The 19,064-nt window shown below is 73.3% G+C and carries 19 protein-coding genes; 14 read left to right on the forward strand and 5 right to left on the reverse strand.

Annotated elements, in window-relative coordinates; translation table 11 throughout:
- Nucleotides 1-42: 42 nt before the first annotated feature.
- From FYW99_RS13125 to FYW99_RS13140, 4 genes are all read left to right on the forward strand, one after another.
- The gene (locus FYW99_RS13125; protein WP_150252329.1) at nucleotides 43-930 is read left to right on the forward strand and encodes a GntR family transcriptional regulator; all 888 of its coding nucleotides are present in this window, start codon (nucleotides 43-45) and stop codon (nucleotides 928-930) included.
- A 415-nt stretch (nucleotides 931-1,345) separates the two neighbouring features.
- Nucleotides 1,346-1,642, forward strand: a complete 297-nt coding sequence (locus FYW99_RS13130; RefSeq protein WP_150252330.1) for a lactococcin 972 family bacteriocin — start codon at nucleotides 1,346-1,348, stop codon at nucleotides 1,640-1,642.
- A gap of 72 nt (nucleotides 1,643-1,714) precedes the next feature.
- Nucleotides 1,715-3,784: a hypothetical protein gene (locus FYW99_RS13135; RefSeq protein WP_150252331.1), complete on the forward strand. Its 2,070-nt coding sequence runs from the start codon at nucleotides 1,715-1,717 to the stop codon at nucleotides 3,782-3,784.
- 16 nt (nucleotides 3,785-3,800) lie between these two features.
- On the forward strand, nucleotides 3,801-4,448 hold the full coding sequence (locus FYW99_RS13140; RefSeq protein WP_150252332.1) for an ABC transporter ATP-binding protein: 648 nt from the start codon (nucleotides 3,801-3,803) through the stop codon (nucleotides 4,446-4,448).
- Nucleotides 4,449-4,499: 51 nt separating this feature from the next.
- Here the strand turns inward: FYW99_RS13140 and FYW99_RS13145 are convergent, their stop codons facing one another.
- Nucleotides 4,500-4,874 (reverse strand): hypothetical protein, encoded by a 375-nt coding sequence (locus FYW99_RS13145; protein ID WP_150252333.1) that lies wholly within the window; start codon nucleotides 4,872-4,874, stop codon nucleotides 4,500-4,502.
- A gap of 221 nt (nucleotides 4,875-5,095) precedes the next feature.
- Between FYW99_RS13145 and FYW99_RS13150 the strand changes: the two genes are divergently transcribed.
- Together FYW99_RS13150 and FYW99_RS13155 are read left to right on the forward strand one after the other, a co-directional pair.
- Complete coding sequence (locus FYW99_RS13150; protein WP_223838974.1) at nucleotides 5,096-5,893, forward strand: SDR family NAD(P)-dependent oxidoreductase; 798 nt, start codon at nucleotides 5,096-5,098, stop codon at nucleotides 5,891-5,893.
- 319 nt (nucleotides 5,894-6,212) lie between these two features.
- Complete coding sequence (locus FYW99_RS13155) at nucleotides 6,213-6,497, forward strand: hypothetical protein (protein ID WP_150252334.1); 285 nt, start codon at nucleotides 6,213-6,215, stop codon at nucleotides 6,495-6,497.
- 151 nt (nucleotides 6,498-6,648) lie between these two features.
- Here the strand turns inward: FYW99_RS13155 and FYW99_RS13160 are convergent, their stop codons facing one another.
- Nucleotides 6,649-7,920, reverse strand: a complete 1,272-nt coding sequence (locus FYW99_RS13160) for a DUF5685 family protein (protein WP_150252335.1) — start codon at nucleotides 7,918-7,920, stop codon at nucleotides 6,649-6,651.
- A gap of 324 nt (nucleotides 7,921-8,244) precedes the next feature.
- Here FYW99_RS13160 and FYW99_RS13165 point away from each other — a divergent pair, with 324 nt between their 5' ends.
- The 3 genes from FYW99_RS13165 (at nucleotide 8,245) to FYW99_RS13175 (ending at nucleotide 11,352) form a co-directional block, all read left to right on the forward strand.
- The gene (locus FYW99_RS13165; protein ID WP_150252336.1) at nucleotides 8,245-9,213 is read left to right on the forward strand and encodes an NAD(P)-dependent alcohol dehydrogenase; all 969 of its coding nucleotides are present in this window, start codon (nucleotides 8,245-8,247) and stop codon (nucleotides 9,211-9,213) included.
- A 323-nt stretch (nucleotides 9,214-9,536) separates the two neighbouring features.
- Nucleotides 9,537-10,745: an AI-2E family transporter gene (locus FYW99_RS13170; protein WP_150252670.1), complete on the forward strand. Its 1,209-nt coding sequence runs from the start codon at nucleotides 9,537-9,539 to the stop codon at nucleotides 10,743-10,745.
- 160 nt (nucleotides 10,746-10,905) lie between these two features.
- A complete protein-coding gene (locus FYW99_RS13175; RefSeq protein ID WP_223838976.1) occupies nucleotides 10,906-11,352 on the forward strand; it encodes a DUF6653 family protein in 447 nt (148 codons plus the stop codon).
- A gap of 250 nt (nucleotides 11,353-11,602) precedes the next feature.
- Here the strand turns inward: FYW99_RS13175 and FYW99_RS13180 are convergent, their stop codons facing one another.
- Complete coding sequence (locus tag FYW99_RS13180; RefSeq protein ID WP_223838978.1) at nucleotides 11,603-12,028, reverse strand: hypothetical protein; 426 nt, start codon at nucleotides 12,026-12,028, stop codon at nucleotides 11,603-11,605.
- A 142-nt stretch (nucleotides 12,029-12,170) separates the two neighbouring features.
- Here FYW99_RS13180 and FYW99_RS13185 point away from each other — a divergent pair, with 142 nt between their 5' ends.
- The 4 genes from FYW99_RS13185 to FYW99_RS13200 all read left to right on the forward strand — a co-directional run bounded on the left by FYW99_RS13185 (nucleotide 12,171) and on the right by FYW99_RS13200 (nucleotide 15,607).
- A complete protein-coding gene (locus FYW99_RS13185) occupies nucleotides 12,171-12,983 on the forward strand; it encodes an alpha/beta fold hydrolase (RefSeq protein ID WP_150252338.1) in 813 nt (270 codons plus the stop codon).
- Complete coding sequence (locus tag FYW99_RS13190; RefSeq protein ID WP_150252339.1) at nucleotides 12,980-14,308, forward strand: PP2C family protein-serine/threonine phosphatase; 1,329 nt, start codon at nucleotides 12,980-12,982, stop codon at nucleotides 14,306-14,308. The genes FYW99_RS13185 and FYW99_RS13190 overlap by 4 nt, the downstream gene beginning before the upstream one ends.
- Complete coding sequence (locus FYW99_RS13195; protein WP_150252340.1) at nucleotides 14,305-14,628, forward strand: STAS domain-containing protein; 324 nt, start codon at nucleotides 14,305-14,307, stop codon at nucleotides 14,626-14,628. Before FYW99_RS13190 ends, FYW99_RS13195 begins: the two co-directional genes overlap by 4 nt.
- A gap of 91 nt (nucleotides 14,629-14,719) precedes the next feature.
- On the forward strand, nucleotides 14,720-15,607 hold the full coding sequence (locus FYW99_RS13200; RefSeq protein WP_150252341.1) for an isocitrate lyase/PEP mutase family protein: 888 nt from the start codon (nucleotides 14,720-14,722) through the stop codon (nucleotides 15,605-15,607).
- 98 nt (nucleotides 15,608-15,705) lie between these two features.
- Here FYW99_RS13200 and FYW99_RS13205 read toward each other — a convergent pair whose 3' ends face one another.
- Entirely contained in the window at nucleotides 15,706-16,398 is a 693-nt protein-coding gene (locus tag FYW99_RS13205; protein ID WP_150252342.1) for a DUF1028 domain-containing protein, read from the reverse strand.
- Nucleotides 16,399-16,520: 122 nt separating this feature from the next.
- Here FYW99_RS13205 and FYW99_RS32310 point away from each other — a divergent pair, with 122 nt between their 5' ends.
- A complete protein-coding gene (locus tag FYW99_RS32310; protein ID WP_223838980.1) occupies nucleotides 16,521-17,504 on the forward strand; it encodes an alpha/beta hydrolase in 984 nt (327 codons plus the stop codon).
- Between the two features lie 35 nt (nucleotides 17,505-17,539).
- On the opposite strand, the gene FYW99_RS13215 is transcribed toward FYW99_RS32310, so the two are convergent.
- A complete protein-coding gene (locus tag FYW99_RS13215; protein WP_150252343.1) occupies nucleotides 17,540-18,220 on the reverse strand; it encodes a hypothetical protein in 681 nt (226 codons plus the stop codon).
- Between the last annotated feature and the right edge of the window lie 844 nt (nucleotides 18,221-19,064).

The raw sequence follows: 19,064 nt of genomic DNA on the forward strand, positions 1-19,064 counted from the left end.
CCGCACCGGGGCGGCCGGCCCGGGAGCAGGGACGACCCTAGAATGTTGCGCATGCCCGTGGACCGCACCGACCCCCGACCGCTGCACGCGCAGATCGCCGGAGTGCTGCGCGCGGAGATCCGCGACCGCTCGATCGCCCCCGGCGACACCCTGCCCAGCGAGGCGTCCCTGCGCGAGCGGTTCGGGGTCTCCCGAAGCGTCGTGCGCCAGGCGCTGGCCACGCTGGAGGACGAGGGAGCGGTCCGCCGCACGCGGGGGCGCGCGGCGGTCGCGGCCGTGCCCACCGAGCACCACCGGTTCGTGCAGCGCGTGACCGGGCTGTTCGACCAGTTCTCCGCCGACGGCCTGCGCCTGTCCACCGCCGTGCTGTCCCTGGAGGCCACCCGTTCGGGCGTGCCCTCCGCGACGCGCCACCTGGGCACGCGCGAGCTGCTGCGCCTGGAGCGGATGCGCTCCCTGGACGGCGACCCCCTGTCCTACGTGCGCACCTGGCTGCCCGCCGAGCGCTTCGCCGCACTGGACTCCGCGATGCTGCGCGACGCCTCCCTGCACCGGTTGATGGAGGAGCGCTTCGCGGCGGTGCCCACGAGCGGGCGCAGGCAGATCCGCGCCGTGCCCGCCGACCCGCGCATCGCCCGGGAGCTGGGAGTGGCCGCCGACGCGCCGCTGCTGCTGCTGGAGGGCGGCACCTTCGACCAGCAGGGCGCGCCCCTGGAGTGGTTCGAGAGCTGGCACCGCTCCGACCGGGTGGTCTTCGACATCGAGGCCGAGGGCGCCGCCGACCAGGTGCGCATCGCCCCGGGCCCGTCGCTGACCACTTCCCGGCCCGAGGCCCCGGTCGGCGCGGCCCGCGAACCTCGGCTGGACCGCGCCGTGGAGCTGGCCGAGGAGCTGCGCGCCGAGCTGGCACGCCTGCGCGACGCGGACTGAGCGCACGCGGGACCCCCCGCACCTACCCGAGCGGGCGAAGCCGTACAAGGGCCGTCCGTCGTGTGTACGCCGCCCTTCGGACATGCGGGCGGTCAGGGCGCAGAACCAGCAGGTGGCGGGGGCGGGCCTGTCCGCAACCGGTCAGCGGGCTTTCAGCCGGACCAGAGCGGGGTATCTCCCCCTCCCGCGCTCCGGGCGGCGGGAGGAACCGGGGACCGGCGGGGCTCCCCCGCCCCGGCGGCCGTGGCCCCTCCCCCGCCGCCTCCGGCGCACCGGCCGCGACCTGACGCGCGGGCACGACAGCCGCCCCTGCCCCCTGCCCCCTGCCCCCTGCCCCCACGGAACGACACCCCCCACAGCGAATCGCGAAGGCCCTCCCCGAGAACTCCAGCGGAGGCCAGGAGAGGAGAACACCATGCCCCACACCCTCAAGCGGGCGGCGGCGACCCTGGTGATAGCCGCCGGGCTCACCGCCGGGACCGCGGGCGTCGCCGCGGCCGCCGTCAGCTACGTCGGCGGCGGGACGTGGTACCACGGGCTCACCTCCTCGGTCGTGTACTCCGACTACTTCCACGGGTCGCGCTGCCACGGCTCCACTGCGGTGGGCAGGTACACCGTCACGTCCGCGGCGTACCTGCCGGGGTACACCTCCCGGGCGTCGGCTCCCCGTGCCCTGTACAACAACGAGAGCTACTGGAGGCACTGCGGGTAGCCGACCGCGACAGACCCGCTGACCTCCTCCGTCGGCGGGTCGCCCCCGTGTCCGCGACCGCGCCAGGAGACCATGCCCAACCGGACCATCGCCTTCGCCCACACCGCGTTCCTGCTGCTCGCCGCGCTCATCGCCGCGCTGCTGCTGGCCACGTGGGAGCTGACGATCCCCACGGCGCAGCACTCGGCGGTGGTGTGGATCGTCGAGGACGACGGCACCTCCGACAGCGGACGGGTCGCGGAGACCGTCGAACGCGTCGCCGCCGAACAGGGCGTCGCCATCGGCTTCACCGCCCCGGACGTGCGCACCCCCGAGTCGCTGTCGCACCTGTACCTGGCCGTGGGCGACCCCGGCTCCCGATACGCCGACTGGCTCACCGAGGGCTACCCGTCCTTCAACCCCGCCACGGAACTGCGCGTCCATCCCATCGACGCGCTCGCCGAACGCAGCCCGCGCGGCTACTACCTGGTCTTCGGTCCGCCCGAGAACGCGCGGGTGCTCACCGACGCGCTCGCCGAGCACGGCCTGAGCCCGGACGTGGGCGGCAGCCAGGCCCGGCTGTGGCAGTCCTTCCTCGGCGGCCCGCTGTTCAACGTCCTGGCGCTGGCGCTGCTGGTGGGTGTCACCGCGATCAGCGCCGGGGTGCTGCTCGGTTCCCGGGACTACGCCGTCCAGCGGCTGCTGGGGCGCTCCTACGGGCGGATCCTGCTGCGCGACCTGGGCCAGGTCCTCCGGCTGTGGGGCGCGGCCCTGCCCGCCGTCGCCCTGGTCACCCTGGTCTGCCTCGGCCTCTACAACGGCTGGAACCAGCTCGGCTTCTTCACCCTGATCGCCCTGGTGTTCGCAGGGGTCCTCGCCGCCGTGGCCCTGACCGTGCACGCCGCGGTGCTCGGGCTGGTGCACACCACCGCGATCCTGCCCGCGCTCAAGGGCCGCATCCCCGTCCGCACCGCCCAGGCGGGCGCCTACCTGGTGCGCGTGCCCGTCCTGCTCCTGGTGCTCACCGTCCTGGCGTCGGTCGTCCACCTGGCGCAGACCACGCGGGAGCAACGGGCCTCGCTGGAGACCTTCGCCCAGACCGGCCGGACCTCGCACATCACCCTCAACGGCAGCGTCGGCATGGAGGGCCCCGAGACCGCCGACTCCCTCCTCGGCCCCTGGCTGCGCCGGGCCGACCGGGAGGGCCAGGTCGTCATCGCCGACCAGCACGCGCCCGAGTCCGTCGTGCCGGTCGGGTCCGGGCGCCCCGACTTCGACGTGCTCGTGGTCAACGACACCTACCTCGCGGAGCAGGAGATCGTTTCCCCCTCGGGCGAGCGCTACGGCCCCGCCGCCTCCGAGGACCGGGTCCGGGTCCTGCTGCCGCAGTCGCACGCCTCCCACCGCGAGGACATCGAAGGGGCGATGCCGGACTGGCTGCGCCTCCAGAACGGCGGCGAGGAGTCCGGGGCCGACGTCGAGGTCCTGCCCGCGGCCGACGGCCAGACGGTGTTCACCTACGGGTCGAGCGCCCCCTTCGCCCAGCGGGAACTCCCCTTCCTGCGCGACCCGGTGGTCATCGCCCTGCCCAACGGCGCCGTGCTCTCCGACAGCGCCTACGTCACCTACATGACCCATGAGGCCGTGCTGTTCCCCGATCCGGGCGTGGTGGAGCGGGCGCGGGAGGCCGACCCGCGGATGGCCGAGTACGTCAACGCGGTCCAGCCGATCCTGAACAAGGCGGCCGGAGCCTACGCCGCCGACCTGGCCCTGCTGCGGATCGAGGCGTTCAACCTGGTCGCCGGTACCGCCCTGCTGCTGCTGACCGGTATCGCCTCGTGCGTCATCCACGCGCGCACCCGGGCCCAGACCGTCTTCGCCCGGCACATCAGCGGGTGGGGCTTCCTCGCCGCGCACCGGCGGTTCCTGGCCGTCGAGGCGGGGATCTCGCTGGGCTTCGCGGGCTGGGCCGCGTGGGACTCGCTCACCACGTTGCGGGCGCTGCGCGACCCCGGCAGGATGCTACCGCCCGAACTGGTGCCGACCACCGGCCTCGAACCCCTCTACGCCGTGGCCATCGCGGCGACCGGCCTCGCCCTGACCCTGGGCGCGCTCGCCTTCTTCCACCGCCGTATCGTCCGCGAAGGCTCCTCGCAGGCCTGAACTCCCGGGAAGCACCATGATCACCGTCGAGAAGCTCACCAAGTCCTTCGGACCGCGCGTGCTGTGGCAGGACCTGGACCTGACCGTGGAGGCCGGGCGGATGCTGGCCCTGGTCGGCGCCAGCGGGTCGGGCAAGACCACCCTGCTCAACTGCATGGGGCTGCTGGAGAGGCCCAGCGCGGGACGGATCCTCTTCGAGGGCACCGACGTCACCCGCCTGGGCCCGGGCGGGCAGCGGCGCTTCCGCGGCGACAAGCTCGGCTACCTGTTCCAGAACTACGCCCTGGTCGAGAGCGCCACCGTCCAGGCCAACCTCGACATCGTCAAGCGGTACGGCACCAGGTCGCGCCACGCCGCGGCGCTGGAGCGGGTGGGACTGGCGGGACGGGAGCGGGAGAAGGTGCACCGGTTGTCCGGCGGCGAGCAGCAGCGCGTGGCCCTGGCCCGCCTGCTGGTCAAGCAGCCCTCCCTGGTGCTGGCCGACGAGCCCACCGGCGCGCTGGACCACGACAACGGCGCGATGGTCGTGGAGGTGCTGCGCCAGATGAGCCGGGAGGGCTGCGCGGTGGTGGTCGCCACGCACAACGACGCCGTCCGGGACGCGTGCGACGACGCCTTCGACGTGGGCGCGGGGCGGGAGGCGGGCGCGACCGACGGCCGGTAGCGGCGGGGCCGGGGGCCGCTGCCGTCGGCCCTCCCCCCCACGCGTCCGGTCTCAGGACGACCTCTGGACCCTGGCGCGCGCCGCGGCGATCCGGTCGCGCAGGCGCCGGAGCCACGCCGCGCTCACCAGCGGCACCACCGCCAGTACCACCGCGTTGTACACGGTCCGCCCGCCCCAGTCGTCCACGACCACGGCGTGCACCAGGACCGCGGCGAGCAGGCCCGCGACCACCGAGGCGATCACGACCGCGAACACCCGGAAGCGGGAGAGCAGCCCCACACAGCCGTGTGCGGCCTCGGACTCGGTGAGGGCGCCCGCGCGCAGGCGCTCTCCGATCCCCCTCATCCTCGCCTCGTTCCGAAAGCCCATGACGAGGGTGGCCACCCCGGCGACCATGCCGACGGCGGAGAAGAGCGCGTGGAACAACGTGGGTCTCCCCGGAGCCCGCGGCTCCCGGTGACGGGGTCCGCCCGCACCGGGGGGACCGTGGACGGTGACGGACCAGGAGCCCTTCCCCCGACCGGGCGAACCATGCCCGTCCTCGCGGCTGTGGGAGTGTTCGCGTCCGGTCCTCCCCCTCGCGCGGACCCTGCCGGGACGGGGTACACGGTGTGGAACGGGCGGGGTGACGGGCTAGAGTGCCGTCCATGCTCCACGACCGAACCTCCTCCTCCGCCTCCGACCGCCACGACCCGCAGGAGGGGCGGTCGGGCCGCGCCGTCCTGGTCACCGGAGCCGCCCGGGGCATCGGCCGGGCCGTGGCCACCGCGTTCGCGGAACTGGGCGACCGGGTCGCCGTGCACTACGCGACCCGCCGCGCCGAGGCCGAGACCACCCTGGCCGGGCTCCCCGGCGAGGGGCACGTCCTCCTCCGGGCCGACATCGCCGACCCCGACGCGGCCGCCGACCTGGTCGAGCGGGCGACCACCCACCTGGGCGGGCTCGACGTGCTGGTCAACAACGCCGCGGTCAACACCGCCCACCCCCTCGCCACGACCTCCTACGAGCAGTGGCAGCGGGCCTGGCGGGCCACCATGGACGTGAACGTGTTCGGCGCCGCCAACACCAGCTACCTGGCCGCCCGGCACATGATCGACCACGGGGTGCGCGGCCGCATCGTCAACGTCGGATCGCGGGGCGCCTACCGGGGCGAGCCCGACCACCCGGCCTACGGCGCGAGCAAGGCCGCCCTGCACTCCCTGGGCCAGTCGCTGGCCGTCGCCCTGGCCCCGCACGGCATCACCGTCGCCTCGGTGGCGCCCGGGTTCGTGGACACCGAGCGCGTGGCCGAACGCCTCACCGACCGGGTGCGCGCCGACAGCCCCTTCGGCCGCGTGGCCGCGCCCGAGGAGGTCGCCGCCGCCGTACGCTACCTCGCCTCGCCCGAGGCCGTGTGGTCCTCCGGCGCCGTCCTGGACGTCAACGGCGCCTCGTACCTGCGCTGACCGGCACGGTCCAGCGTGCCGCGCCTCGTGGGGTCCGCTGGCACGGGCGTCCGTCCGGACGGACGCCCGTGCCAGCGGTCGGGGTCAGAGGCCACCCGGCCGGACGGACCTGTGGTCCGCGCCCAGGAGTTCGCGGTCGGGGGCCGGGGCCGGGGTCGACGCGACAATCGGAATCGGCGGTCGGCGGTCGGCGGTCGGCGGTCGGCCAACGGATTTCGCGAAACCCCTGACCGGGAAGCAGAAAAGGTCTAGTGTGCTGCGTGCCAGCCGCACGACCCGCTTCCGCGGCACGCTTCCCGGACCGCCCCCAGGTGAGGCCATGCCCGAACACACCGAACCCCGCACCTTCGACGCCGTGCTCCAGGAGTTCCAGCGGAGGAACCCCGGCTGGACCCTGCGCTACAACCCCGGCGCCGTCCCCGGCCGCCGCTGGGCGGCGGACAGCATCGAGCTGCTGACCGCCGAGGAGATCAACTGGGGTTTCAGGAACACCGTCCTCGGCCCCGAGATCGCCACGGTGCAAAAGCGCCTCACCCGGGAGCGGGAGGCCCTGAAGCGGTGGGAGCGGGCCCGGCAGGAGGAGTGGAACGACTGGGAGGACTGAGGGGCCGGGGAGGACTGAGGGGCCGGAAAGGCCGCCCCCGCGCCCGGTGACGCGCGTCCCGGGGAGACCTTCCTCGACTCGCCGCCCTCGTCCGGTGAACGCGCCTCCCGAGAGGGCCGTCCTCAGCTCCCCGCCCCGCGCGGCCTGAACGTCAGTCGCAGCAACAGCAGTCGCAACAGTTACAGCAGTTGCAGCACTCACAGGCGTCGCACCACGAGCTCCTCGGCTTGCCCGACCACGGCCCGGGGTGGGGATCGCGGCAGCAGAACTGACAGGTGCCGCACATGAACAGCGCCGCCGCGCAACCCGCCAGAACGCCCCGCTGCTTGGGCGGGTGCCGGAGTTCGGGGGTCTCGCACGAGCAGGAGGCGCAGCAGCCGCTCCTGTCCCGGCTCCCACCGGAACCGGGACCGGGACCCTCCCCACCCGAGCCGGAACCGCCCCCGTGCCCGCCCGCGTGGGGGGTGCCGTGGTGGGCGCCGTGGGCCCCGCTCCCGCTCCCTCCCCACTGGTGGGGCGGCTGCCGGTGATGGGGGTGGTGGTTCTGGTGCTGTCCCTGGTGCGGATACCCGCCGCGGGCGAAGACGCGGTCGACGGCACGGTGTAGTTCCCCCACCAGAAGCGCGCGGACCAGGCGGTCGTCGACGAAATCGGCCTCCTCCAACGCCAGCCGCACGCCCAGGACGGCGTCGTCGCACAGCTCACGGGCCCGGTCGAGCCCGGTGCCGGTGACCGTGAGCGGGTTCCAGGCGCCCTTCTCCCGGTCCTCCTCCCGGTCCTCCACCGCGTCCAGCAGGTGGGCGACGCGGCCGAACAGGCGTCCCGCCTCGCGCAGGGGTTCGGCGTTGGCGGGCCGTCCCGCCAGGACGGCGGTGTGCGCGAACGCCTCGCCGGTGGCCTCCTCGGTCGGCCGGGTCACGGCCAGGACGTCGCTGCCCGGTCCCGCCGAGGACTCGGCCTCCCGCTGGCGGTCGACCACCGCGACCAGTCCGGCGCCGTCGAACCCGAGCCCGGCACCCGCCTCACGCGCGTCGCGCCGCCAGCGCTCGGCCACACGTCCGGCGAGCGCGCGCACGCCGCGGCGGGCGTAGGGACCGTCGCCGTCCTCGATGTGGTCGGCGATCTTGGCCGAGGCCAGCATCAGCGACACCGCCGCCGCCAGGCGCGCGCCGGAGCCGTCGGCGACATCGGCTCCGCGCATGCCGCGCAGGGGGCAGCGGCCCGCCCGGCGCGTACCCGCGCACTCCTCGGACTGCGCAGCGGCCAGGACCGACACCACCAGACCGTCGTAGTTGGTGGCGATCCGGGACGCCTGGCCGTGGTCGTCGCGCAGCGCCAGGCACAGCCCGCACATGTGCGACATCCACTCCTCGGCCAGTCCGTCGGACAACGTGTGCCGACAGGGACGCAGGATTCCGAACACGGGCTGGCACCTCTTCTTCCGACGCCGCAGCGGTGGCGGGCTGTGCTGAACACCGGGGTTCGATGCCCGTGCCGCCCGGGAGGTTCCGACCGTTCGAACTCCTTCCGCCCGGCTTCGGGGACACGGTGGCGTTCACACGGCCGGGCCCGCCCGCCGGGGCTCGTGCCAGTTCAGAGGGGCGATCCGAGAGGAACCGGCGGCACTGTCTCTCACATCGGCCATAAGTGGAGGGTGGCGTCCGTTTACGGCGTAGCGTGCATGGCAAGGACCCCGCACGGACCCGACGTGCGGCGGCTGACGAAGGGGACCACGACAGTGAGTCAGATGCGCGCGGCGCTGTACGACCGGTACGGCGGCCCGGAGGTGCTCTACGAGGGCACGGTCGCCAAGCCCGGCACCGGCCCGGGAGAGGTGCTGGTGCGCGTGCACGCCGCCAGCGTGAACGGCGGCGAGCTGCTGGGCCGTGCGGGCGGGGTGCGCCTGGTGACGGGGCTGGTCGAAAGGGGCTTTCCCAAGCGGACCGGGCTCGACTTCGCGGGCGAGGTGGTCGAGACGGGGGCCGAGGTCTCCGAGTTCGCGCCGGGGGACCGGGTGTGGGGCGGGCTGCCCCGGACGTTCGGCAGCGCGGCCGAGTTCGTGGCCGTCGCGCCCCGGCAGCTGTCCCTCGCACCGGCCGGTACCGACCTGGTCGAGGCCGCGGCCCTGCCCGGAGTCGGCACGACGGCCATCACCGCGCTGCGGGACAAGGCACGCCTCGCCCCGGGCGAGCGGCTGCTGGTGCGGGGTGCGAGCGGCGGGGTGGGCAGCGTCGCCGTCCAGCTCGGCCGGGCCTACGGCGCCCACGTCACCGCGCTGGCCGGGGCCAGGCACCTCGACTTCGTGCGGGAGCTGGGCGCCGACGAGGCCTTCGACTACGCCAGCACCGGCGCCGCCGACCTGCCGCCGTTCGACGTCGTCCTGGACACGGTGGGAACCGGGATGCGCGCCTACCGCGGGCGGCTGACCGGGAACGGGCGCATGGTCACCATCACCTTCGACACGGAGCACATGCTCGCGTCGCTCTCCTACCTCGCCGCCTCGGCCGTCTTCGGTCCGCGCCGCATCCGCGCGTTCAGCGGCAACCCCGGGCACGAGCTGTTCACCGAGCTGACCCGCCTCACCGAGTCCGGAGCCATCCGCCCCGTCGTGGACAGGGTCCTGCCCCTGGCCGAGATCGCCGAGGCCCACCGGGCGCTGGAGGCCGGGGGGATCCGGGGCAAGGTGGTGGTGCGCGTGGTCGAACCGGAGGCCTGAGGCGAACGGCCGCGACCGGTTCCGGCGTCCGGAGCGTGCCGTCCGCACGGGCGGCACGCTCCCCCCCCGTCTGCGCCGGACCACCGCGGCACCGGGCGTCACCGGGGACGGTGTGGCGGTGGCGGTGGCGGTGGCGGTGGCGGTGGCGGTGGCGGTGGCGGTGGGACGGTCAGGCACTCGGGAGGCGCTATCGTCCGGTGGGGCTGGAATCGTCCCGGCACGCCGCGGGAGCCCCGTCGCGCGGCCGCACACAGTGAGGAAGAACCGGCTTGCACACGAGCACCAGACCATCCGGGCCCGCGCGCCCCGACCGCGGCGGCGGCATGCCGCGCTGGCTCCCCCGGGCCATGCTGCTGGCCCTGTGGATGGTCACCGCGTTCGGTCTCACCCTGTGGCTGTTCGTCCGGCTGCAGAGCCTCCTCATGCTGCTGCTGATCTCGCTGTTCCTCGCGCTGGCGCTGGAGCCCGCGGTCAACTGGCTCCACCGGCACCGCTGGCCGCGCGGGCCCGCCACCGGACTGGTGATGCTCCTGGTACTGGCGCTGACCGTGGTGTTCTTCAGCCTGCTCGGGTCGATGCTGGTCGGCCAGATCCTGGCCTTCGCCTCCGAGGTGCCCGCGATGGTCCGCGCCGCGCTGGACTGGGTCAACACCACGTTCGACACCTCCTACTCCCCCACGACGCTGCTCAACGAGATCTCCAGCGTCAGCGGGCTGGTCGAGCAGTACGCCTCCGGCATCGCCAACAACGTCTGGGGCGCCGGGACGACCGTCCTGGCGTTGCTGTTCAACACGCTGACGATCGGGCTCTTCACCTTCTACCTGTGCGCCGACGGCCCGCGCTTCCGCCGCGTGATCTGCTCGGTCCTGCCGCCGCGCACCCAGCGCGAGGTGCTGCGGGCCTGGGAGATCGCGATCACCAAGACGGGCGGTTTCCTCTACTCCCGGGCGCTGCTGGCCCTGGTCTGCGCGGGCGCGCACTACGTGGTGCTGGTGGCGCTGGACATCCCCTTCGCGTTCGCCCTGGCGCTGTGGGTGGGCGTGCTCTCACAGTTCATCCCCACGGTCGGCACCTACATCGGCGGACTCGTCCCCGTACTCGTGGCGCTGGTGGAGGGCCTCTGGCCCGCCGTGTGGGTGCTGGTGTTCATCGTCGTCTACCAGCAGTTCGAGAACTACCTGCTCCAGCCGCGCATCACCGCCAGGACCCTGGACATGCACCCCGCGGTGGCCTTCGGCTCGGTCCTCGCGGGCGTGGCCATCCTGGGGGCGCCCGGCGCGCTGCTCGCGCTGCCGATGGGCGCGAGCATGCAGGCGTTCCTGGGGACCTACATCCGGCGCTACGAGGTCGCCGAGCACCCCCTGCTCTCCGACGCCGAGGAGGGCGGGAAAGCCGAGGAAGGCGGAGAGGAAGAGCAACCGGGCCAGGCACCGGCGGTCTCAGCCCCGGCGTCCGGCGGGGACGGCAGAGCCGGGGCCGAGCAGGAGACCGGGCCCGGCCCGCAAAAGCCCGACGGGCAGCAGGAGCCGTGAGGGGCGGCCCCGCCACGCACCGCACCGTCCCCCGCCCGTGCAGGAGGCCCCGGGCGGACGAAGGCGGCGGACTCACGGGCAGACGTAGGCTCGGTCCGATAAGCCGACGAGTCCGGTCGGCGTCCGTGACGTCATGGCCCCCGTGGATCGGAGACCGCCCGTGGCAACCGCCTCCCCCAGCACCTTCGCGCGGATACGCCGCGCCGGATTCGCCCGCCACTCCAACCCGTGGAGCGCGTGGACCCGGTGGGCCACCACGCCCTTGGTCTTCCTGCCCGTATGGACGCGCGACTGGCGACATGCCGTCGCGGTCGGCGCGTGGATGGCGCTCAACCCCGTGATCTTCCCCAAGCCCGCCGACGACGACAACTGGGCCACCCGGGCCATCCTGGGCGAGGAGCGGTGGATCACCGAACGCCCGCGCGACGCCGCGATGGCGGTGCAGGTCGTGGTCTCCCTGGCCGGGTGCGTGGCCGTCGTGTCCGCCCACCGGCGAAGGGCCGTGCCGACGGCCGCCGCCACGGCGACCATGATGGCGCTGACCATGGTCTACTGGGAGCAGATGGCCCGCTACCACGACCGCGGCCAACAGGCGGACCGAAGGTAGGGGGTCGGTTCCACCCCCCTTCTCACCCGCGAGGCCCCGCCCTGCGGTCCGGCAGGCGACGCGGCCACAGCGTCGCCGTATGGCTCCCCGAACAGCGCCCGCCACCGGGCACACCGCCCCCGACCGCCTTCCTTCCGACCGCACCCGCACCGGCCTCCCCACGGGGACGGAGGGCCCCGGCGGGCGGCTGCGCGCCCTGCACCTGCGGGACGCTCTCCTGCCGCCTGCCCGGTGTCCGGCGCGGAGGGGCTCACACGCCGCACGCCGGGTGGAAGCCGTCCAGGCCGAGCGGCGGTGGGAGGTGGCCCTCCGGCTCTGAGTCCGCTACGTCCACGTAAGAGTGCCCGACCTGGGGGGACAACCCCTCTCCCCGTCCGCCCTGGTGCCCCTGCACCACGTAGCTCCCGTCCCCGTCGTACTGGTAGAACGCCAGGTCGGGACGGTCGTTGCCGTCGTAGTCCACCACGCGCAGAGCCGTCACCCGCTCCTCGGGGAATCCGTGTGCCTCCTGGTCCCTGCCCCGTTCGGAGATGGGGCCCGTCCGCAGTCCGTTCACCGCGGAGGGGACCGGGTCGTCGCCTCCGACCCTTTCGGACGCTGTGATCACCAGGTCGAGCCACCCGTCGCCGTCGAAGTCGGCCACCGCCGCGCGGACGTGGTCCTCATCCCGGTCCATGAAGCCGACCAGGCCGCGGGGGGGGTACGCGGTTCCGTACCGCCTGACGAGACGACGGACACGTCCGTTTCGGCACCAGAAGCGACTCGTGGGATCGAGTACCGTTTTTGTGCGGGCCCGTATGAGGGAAAGAGCGGTCGACATGGACATCCTGCGCAGGAACAACGTCACGGTCACCGGGGCGGCCGACGGGCCGACGGTCGTGCTGGCCCACGGATTCGGCTGTGACCAGAACATGTGGCGTCTGGTCGTCCCGGCCCTGACCGACCGGTACCGGGTGGTGCTGTTCGACTACGTCGGTTCCGGAGGGGCGGACCCGTCCGCCTGGAGCGAGGAGAGGTACTCCTCCCTGGAGGGCTACGCCCAGGACGTGGTGGAGGTCTGCCAGGAGCTGGACCTGGAGCGGGCGGTGTTCGTGGGGCACTCGGTCAGCGCCATGGTCGGCGTCCTGGCCGCGCGGACGGCACCGGAGCGGATCGGCGCGCTGGTGATGGTGGCCCCCTCGCCCCGCTACATCGACGACGAGGGCTACCGCGGCGGCTTCACCGCGGCCGACATCGACGAACTGCTCGCCTCGCTGGAGTCGAACTACCTGGGCTGGTCGTCGGCGATGGCGCCGGTGATCATGGGCACCCCCGAGCGGCCCGAGCTGGAGCAGGAGCTGACCAACAGCTTCTGCGCCACCGACCCCGACATGGCCCGGGTCTTCGCCCGCACCACCTTCCTGTCCGACAGCCGCGAGGACCTGGAAGGGGTGCGGGTCCCCACCCTGGTCCTGGAGTGCTCCCAGGACGCCATCGCCCCGCCCGAGGTGGGCGCCTTCGTCCACGCCGCGATCCCCTCCTCCAGGCTGGTCACCCTGGACGCCACCGGCCACTGCCCGCAGCTGAGCGCACCGCGGGCCACAGCGGCGGCGCTGCTGGAGTTCCTGGAGTCCCTCCGGGACGCCGGATGAGCGGGGAGACCGGGCCACCCGGGACCGGCAACGGCTCCGCCACCGACGCGGCCCTCAGCGCGCTGTTGGAGGACAGCGCCGAGGAACTCTACGAGTCCGCGCCGTGCGGCTACCTGTCCACGCTCATGGACGGCACGGTCGCCAGGATCAACACCACACTGCTGAGGTGGCTCGGTCTGGAGCGCGCCGCCGTGGTGGGCCGCATGCGCTTCACCGACCTGCTCACCGTGGGCGGCAGGCTCTACCACGAAACGCACTTCGCGCCCCTGCTGCACCTGCGGGGCGAGGTCAGCGGCATCGCCCTGGAGATGCGGGCGTCCGACGGCAGCCGCCTTCCCGTGCTGGTCTCCTCCTCCGTCAAACACGACGGCGGGGGGCAGCCGCTGCTGGTCCGCACCACCGTCTTCGACGCCACCGACCGCCGCTCCTACGAGGAGGAGCTGCTGCGCCGCCGCCGTGAGGCGGAGCAGGCCCGCACCGAGGCCGAACGGGCCCGCGAGGAGGCGGAGGAGGCGCACCGGCGGGCCGAGTCGGACCGGGCGCGTCTGGGGGAGGCGCTCGTCATCCTCCAGAAGGCCCTGCTGCCCGACACCCTGCCCGACGTTCCGGGCATGGAGGCCGCCGCCTACTACCACACCGCCTCCCCCTACCGGATGGGCGGCGACTTCTACGACCTCTTCCCGCTCGGTGACGGGCGCTGGGCGCTCTTCCTCGGCGACGTGAGCGGCAAGGGGCCCGAGGCCGCGACCCTGACCTCCCAGGCCCGTTACGTCCTGCGCACCACCGCCCTGCACTCCTCCGAGCCCGCGGACGCCCTGGGCACACTGAACACCGCCCTCCTGGAGCGCTACGCCGACAACGGCGACCCCCGCTACTGCACCGCCGTCTTCGGCGTCCTCGAACCCGACGGCGACGCCGGGCACGTCCGTGTCCGCCTGGCCTTCGGCGGCCACCCCCCGGCCCTGGCCCTGCGCGGGGACGGGCGGGCCGAGTTCCTGTTCGCCTCCGGCGGGATGCTCGTCGGCGTGCTGCCCGACGCCCGCTTCGCCACCGTCGAGACCACCCTCGCCCCCGGCGACGCCTTCGTGCTCTACACCGACGGCCTGACCGAGGCCCGCACCGGGTCCGGGCCGGACACGATGTACGGCGAGGAGGCCCTGCTCTCCTTCGCCGCGCGGCACGCCCCCTCCACGGCCCACGGCGTCGTCAGCGCGCTGACCGAACTGCTGGAGGGTTTCGGCGAGGGCCTGGAGGACGACACCGCCATCCTCGCGCTCGGCGTCCCGTCCGGAACCGGACACCACACCATGAGCGGACCACGATGAGCACCCTGACCGTCACCCGCCGGGACAGCGCGACGGGTCCCGTCCTGGACGTGGCCGGTTCGCTGGACTACGACCACGCCGCGACCCTGCGCCGCGAGGTCGGGCTCCTGTTCCTGGACTCCGGCCAGTGCCTGTCCATCGACCTGTCCGGCCTGGACTTCTGCGACTCCAGCGGTATCAGCGCCCTCCTGGCCGCCCGTCAGCACGCCCTGGCCGCCGGGGCCGACATGGTCCTGCTCTCCGTCCCCGCCAACACCCTGCGCATCATGACCATGGTCGGTCTGAACCGGGTCTTCACCATCCACCCCGGCACCACCTGACCCGCGGCGGGCCCTGCGGCCAGCAGGGTTCTGCTGGTGCCGTCCCGTCGCTTCGGCAGCGACCGAAACGACGCGGCCCTAGCGTCGCCGTATGACTTCCCGAACAGCACCCGGCAGCGGATCCGCCGACCACGACCGCCCGCCTCCGCGCTCCGGCGCCGACCTCCCGAAAGAACCGGAGATCCCCGGCGAGCGGTTCCGTGCCCTGCACCTGCGGGGCGCTCCCCTGCTGCTGCCCAACGCCTGGGACCACGCGTCGGCCGCCGCCCTGGCCGCCGCGGGGTTCCGCGCCGTGGGGACCACCAGCCTGGGTGTGGCCGCGGCGGCCGGGCTGCCCGACGCCCGGGGGCTCGCGCGCGAGGAGACGCTACGGCTCGCCCGCGGCCTGTCCCGGCTGGACGTGCCGGTCAGCGTGGACGTCGAGGGCGGCTTCGGCGCGTCACCGGCACGGGTCGCCGCGCTGGCCGCCGAACTGGAGCGGACGGGGATCGCCGGAATCAACCTGGAGGACGGCCTTGCGGACGGCGGGCTCGCCGACACCGGGCACCAGCGGGCGGTGATCCGCGCGGTCAGGGAGGCGGCTCCGACGCTGTTCCTCAACGCACGCACCGACACCCACTGGCTGCCCGGACACACGGAACAGACCGCTGACCGGACCGCCGCCTACGAGGAGGCCGGTGCCGACGGGGTGTTCGTGCCCGGTCTGCGCGACGAGGAGGAGATCGCCGCCCTGGCCGCCGCCCTGCACGTCCCGCTCAACATCCTCCACTCCCCAGGCGGTCCGCCGCTGCGGGTCCTCGCCGCGCTGGGTGTGCGGCGCGTGAGCTGCGGTTCGCTGCTCTTCCGCGCCGCCCTGCACGGGGCCCTCGCCGCGGCCGAGGCGGTGGCGTCGGGCCTTCCCCTCCCCGAGGGCGTCCCCGACTACGGAGCGGTCCAGGGCCTCGCGCGACGGTTCGCCCGGGGCTCCGCGGACGGATGAGGCGCAGAGGGCCGCGTTCCGCACGGTGGGTCAGGTGGCACGTCCGAAGGCGGATGCTCGAGGACGGGAGCCCCACGGTCAGGGACGTGATGGAGGGCTCAGCTGTCGCCGGTGTCCAGCAACCGCTCGAAGCGGCCCGCGGGGTGCGCGCGCGTGGGCATGGCCTCCACGAACGGCAGCAGCTCCCGCTCGGCCACCCCGTGGATCCGGCGCAGCTCGGCCACCGGGTCGGGGTGCTCGTCCACCCTCAGGTCCAGGTAGGGGTAGGGGTGGCCGGTGTGCATGTACAGCGCGGCGCTCTGCCTGCCGCGCCTGTCGCCACCGGCCGCCTGCCCCGCCTCCAGGGCGCCCAGCAGCCGCCGGTCCATCCGCTCCCCGGCACCGGCCTCGAACCGCTCGGCCATCGCGTCAAGCGTGTCGGCGCCGGTCAGGATGTTTCCCGCCACCGCGTACCCGTCCCCCACCCTGTGGCCGCACCACGGGTGCGCCTGCGCGCCGGTGTGCGCGGCGGCGCGTCCCTCGCGGTCGACCACGGCGACCTGTCGCGAGTCGGCGTCGGGGTCGGTGTCCAGGACCCGGCGCAGCGCCTCCTCTGCGGAGTGGGACCGCAGCAGCTCCAGGGCGTCCGCGCCCAGCAGCGGGTTGATCAGTGCCTGTGTGGCGACCGCCCCCGCCTCCGCGTGCGCGAACACCGACAGCGCGCCGATCGCCGGGAAGCGGCTGCTGACCGCGACACCGCACGTTCCGGTGGCGACGTCGTGGGCGACGATGGAGAAGGTACCTGCGTACAACCGGTCTCACTCTCGGGTGTCCGGGCGCCCGGCCGTCCGTTCGGAACACGCCCGGGTCAGTGCGGTGGAGCGTCCGGGCCGGGGCCGGAGGGCTCGTGCGGGCCACGGGAAGGGTACCGGGCGTGCGGGCGGTGTGTTCGCCTGGGGTCCACGGCCTGGGGTCCACTCCCGAGGAGGTGCTGGCCGTCTTCGAGCGGGCCCGCGCACGGCTGGTGGAGCACCCCCGCTACGACCAGCAGCCGGGCGAGTCGGAACCGTGGGTCTACACGGCGGACTACTTCGACGAGGACGTCGGCTACGCGGCGCGGTTCCAGGACCAGTGGGGCCAGTGGACCACCACCCTCTGGTACATCGTCAACGACCTGCCCCGCCCCGATGTCGAGTGGCCCGAGGAACCCGAGTGGCCCGAGGAGCCCGAGTGGCCCGACCCCGGGATCGAGTACGACAACGTCTCCCTGATGATGGCGGTGCTCTGCGAGGCCGAGTGGCCCACGCGCCTGTCGGACTACCACGCGGGCGTCCGGGACGTCCGTGAGCGCAGCCCGTACGGCGTCGGGGCGATATGGCACGTGCCCCAGCCCTGCACCTTCGCCTCGCGCACACCCGACCCGCTGGTGGAACTGGAGCGCGACGGCTACCCGCGCGGCCTGGTCATCGGGGCCGAGTACGACGCCAACACCGTCTACGAGGGGGCCGAGCTCATGGCCGACAAGCTGGACAACTCCCTTATCACCGTCACCGACGAGGGGAACCACACCTTGTCCTGTCGGCGCTGGAACGCCTGCACGGGCAGGGCGGTGCCGGTTCCCCGACCCCGGCACCGCCTGCCCACGGAAACGGGCCCCTGCTCGCCCTCCTGGGCCGCGGAAGCGCGGGGAGCACCACCGCAGGTGGGAGCCGCACCAGTTGGTCGAGGAACCATTGCCGCGTGCGCGGGGAGCACCGCGTCCCGCACCGATGCGCTCGGCACCGGCGGTGAGGCACCCCGACGGTGCGCACTGTCTCGGACCGGCGCGGTGGCAGGGGGCGCTTCAGGCCGGCTCTCCTCACAGGAGCCGTTGGTGGTGCCGTCTCGGCGCAGGGAAACCGGGAGTGGCACGGCGTGAGCGCTTCGCCTCGCGTACACGCGGGCTCTGACGCGCTACGAAATCCTCGTGTCCCCACGGCTCCAGGCGTCACGGCGTGGGTTCGCCTCTCCGTCGAAGGGCCCGTACTCGGCGTCGTAGGCCCTCCTCAGCCGGTGCGCGTTGCGCTTGTGCTTGCGCGCCCACGGCCAGGCGACAGCGAACACCACAACGACGAACAGCGCCACGAACAGCTGGAAGGTGTCCCCTGTGCCGTTCGCGAACCGGATCCCCGTGAACACCAGGTAGGGCACCCCTCCCATCAGACCGAACAGCGCGAAGGCCCTGTTGGAGTTGGCGCGTTCGGACTGGGGCGCCAGGTACCGGGCGAGCCGGTCCAGCTGGGGGTCACCGCTGAGTTCGCCCCGGCGCAGGTGGCGCTGTGCGGCGCGCAGGGTGTCCGGATCAACGTCGTGGGGAACCTTGGCCTGCTTGGTGGTCCACCGCAGCATCAGCACGCCCATGCCTGCGCCCAGGGCCGCGCAGGCGGCCACGCCCGCCAGAACACCCAGCATCCACGGCCACACCCGGGACAACGGTGCGTCACCGAATAAGGCCATCGGCACGAAGCAGAGGGCGAGCATGGCCGCACCGTACACAGTCACGAGCAGCGTGACTCTCAGCATGTACTTCCAAGGGTGGTTCTGCCCGTAGCGCTGAAGCAGCATGAACTGCCGGATGGGATTGAACCGACCCATGCGGGGAGTATGTGTTTTTTCCGTCATATCCAACCCATTGCCTTAGCGGAGTCGGGTAAACAAACGCGGCCTCCTGCCGCCTCTCCCGCCCTTCGACAAGACCGCACCGACCGCCTCTTCCCGAACTTGGTTTTCCCCCTCGCCAATAGAAGCACAGCACTCACTTCAGCAACATGGTTCACAACAGTGACAGGTGTCCCCGTTTCCGCAAGTGACCACCCACAAGCGGACCACAGGAACAGCAAAAAACCAAAACACGACCACGCCCGCCAAAACAAATCAAGAATGATACGAACCCCCGGTCCAACTCCTTGGGGAGTTTTCCGCGCCTCAAATCCGGCCTTTCCCGAACTCCGGCTTCACAAGCCCTGTGGCACCCACGAACGAACGGCTCCGGCATGCACCAGGGCCGTTCCGACCGGCCCAGATCACCCCCTCCGCCTGGGACCCGCCCAACGGGACCGCCGCAGCCGGTGCGCCCTTCCTCGCGCGCTCGGGAACGGACACCACCCGGCACCCGGCCTGCCCGGACCACCTGCCACACGAGAAGTGCCTCCGCACACGACACGCCGTCGGCCCGCAGAACGCGGCGGCGGCAGACCAGCGCGGGGTCTGCGGTGAACTCGGCGAATGCCGCTTCCCTCTGCTCGGGATCCGCACTGCGGCGCAGTGCGGATCCCGAGCCTTGTCACCGCGCGCGGGGCCTGTTACCTGTGACAACGCTGTGCCACTGCCGCGAAGGCGGCCTTGGATTCCCGTTCCATGTCCGGGCAGGTCCGTCCCCGCCCCCTTCGAGGAGCTTGACGATGCCCGGCCCGGCACGGTCCGGGTCGCCCCTGGGATC

Origin of the sequence: Nocardiopsis deserti (assembly GCF_008638355.1) — a bacterium.
Lineage (GTDB): Bacteria > Actinomycetota > Actinomycetes > Streptosporangiales > Streptosporangiaceae > Nocardiopsis > Nocardiopsis alborubida.

Excerpts from the sequence above, each read along its gene's own strand:
- FYW99_RS13125 (WP_150252329.1), top strand. The coding sequence starts at position 43 with ATGTTGCGCATGCCCGTGGACCGCACCGACCCCCGACCGCTGCACGCG.
- FYW99_RS13130 (WP_150252330.1), top strand. The coding sequence starts at position 1,346 with ATGCCCCACACCCTCAAGCGGGCGGCGGCGACCCTGGTGATAGCCGCC.
- FYW99_RS13135 (WP_150252331.1), top strand. The coding sequence starts at position 1,715 with ATGCCCAACCGGACCATCGCCTTCGCCCACACCGCGTTCCTGCTGCTC.
- FYW99_RS13140 (WP_150252332.1), top strand. The coding sequence starts at position 3,801 with ATGATCACCGTCGAGAAGCTCACCAAGTCCTTCGGACCGCGCGTGCTG.
- FYW99_RS13150 (WP_223838974.1), top strand. The coding sequence starts at position 5,096 with ATGCTCCACGACCGAACCTCCTCCTCCGCCTCCGACCGCCACGACCCG.
- FYW99_RS13155 (WP_150252334.1), top strand. The coding sequence starts at position 6,213 with ATGCCCGAACACACCGAACCCCGCACCTTCGACGCCGTGCTCCAGGAG.
- FYW99_RS13165 (WP_150252336.1), top strand. The coding sequence starts at position 8,245 with ATGCGCGCGGCGCTGTACGACCGGTACGGCGGCCCGGAGGTGCTCTAC.
- FYW99_RS13170 (WP_150252670.1), top strand. The coding sequence starts at position 9,537 with ATGCCGCGCTGGCTCCCCCGGGCCATGCTGCTGGCCCTGTGGATGGTC.
- FYW99_RS13180 (WP_223838978.1), bottom strand. The coding sequence starts at position 12,028 with ATGGACCGGGATGAGGACCACGTCCGCGCGGCGGTGGCCGACTTCGAC.
- FYW99_RS13185 (WP_150252338.1), top strand. The coding sequence starts at position 12,171 with ATGGACATCCTGCGCAGGAACAACGTCACGGTCACCGGGGCGGCCGAC.
- FYW99_RS13190 (WP_150252339.1), top strand. The coding sequence starts at position 12,980 with ATGAGCGGGGAGACCGGGCCACCCGGGACCGGCAACGGCTCCGCCACC.
- FYW99_RS13195 (WP_150252340.1), top strand. The coding sequence starts at position 14,305 with ATGAGCACCCTGACCGTCACCCGCCGGGACAGCGCGACGGGTCCCGTC.
- FYW99_RS13200 (WP_150252341.1), top strand. The coding sequence starts at position 14,720 with ATGACTTCCCGAACAGCACCCGGCAGCGGATCCGCCGACCACGACCGC.
- FYW99_RS13215 (WP_150252343.1), bottom strand. The coding sequence starts at position 18,220 with ATGGGTCGGTTCAATCCCATCCGGCAGTTCATGCTGCTTCAGCGCTAC.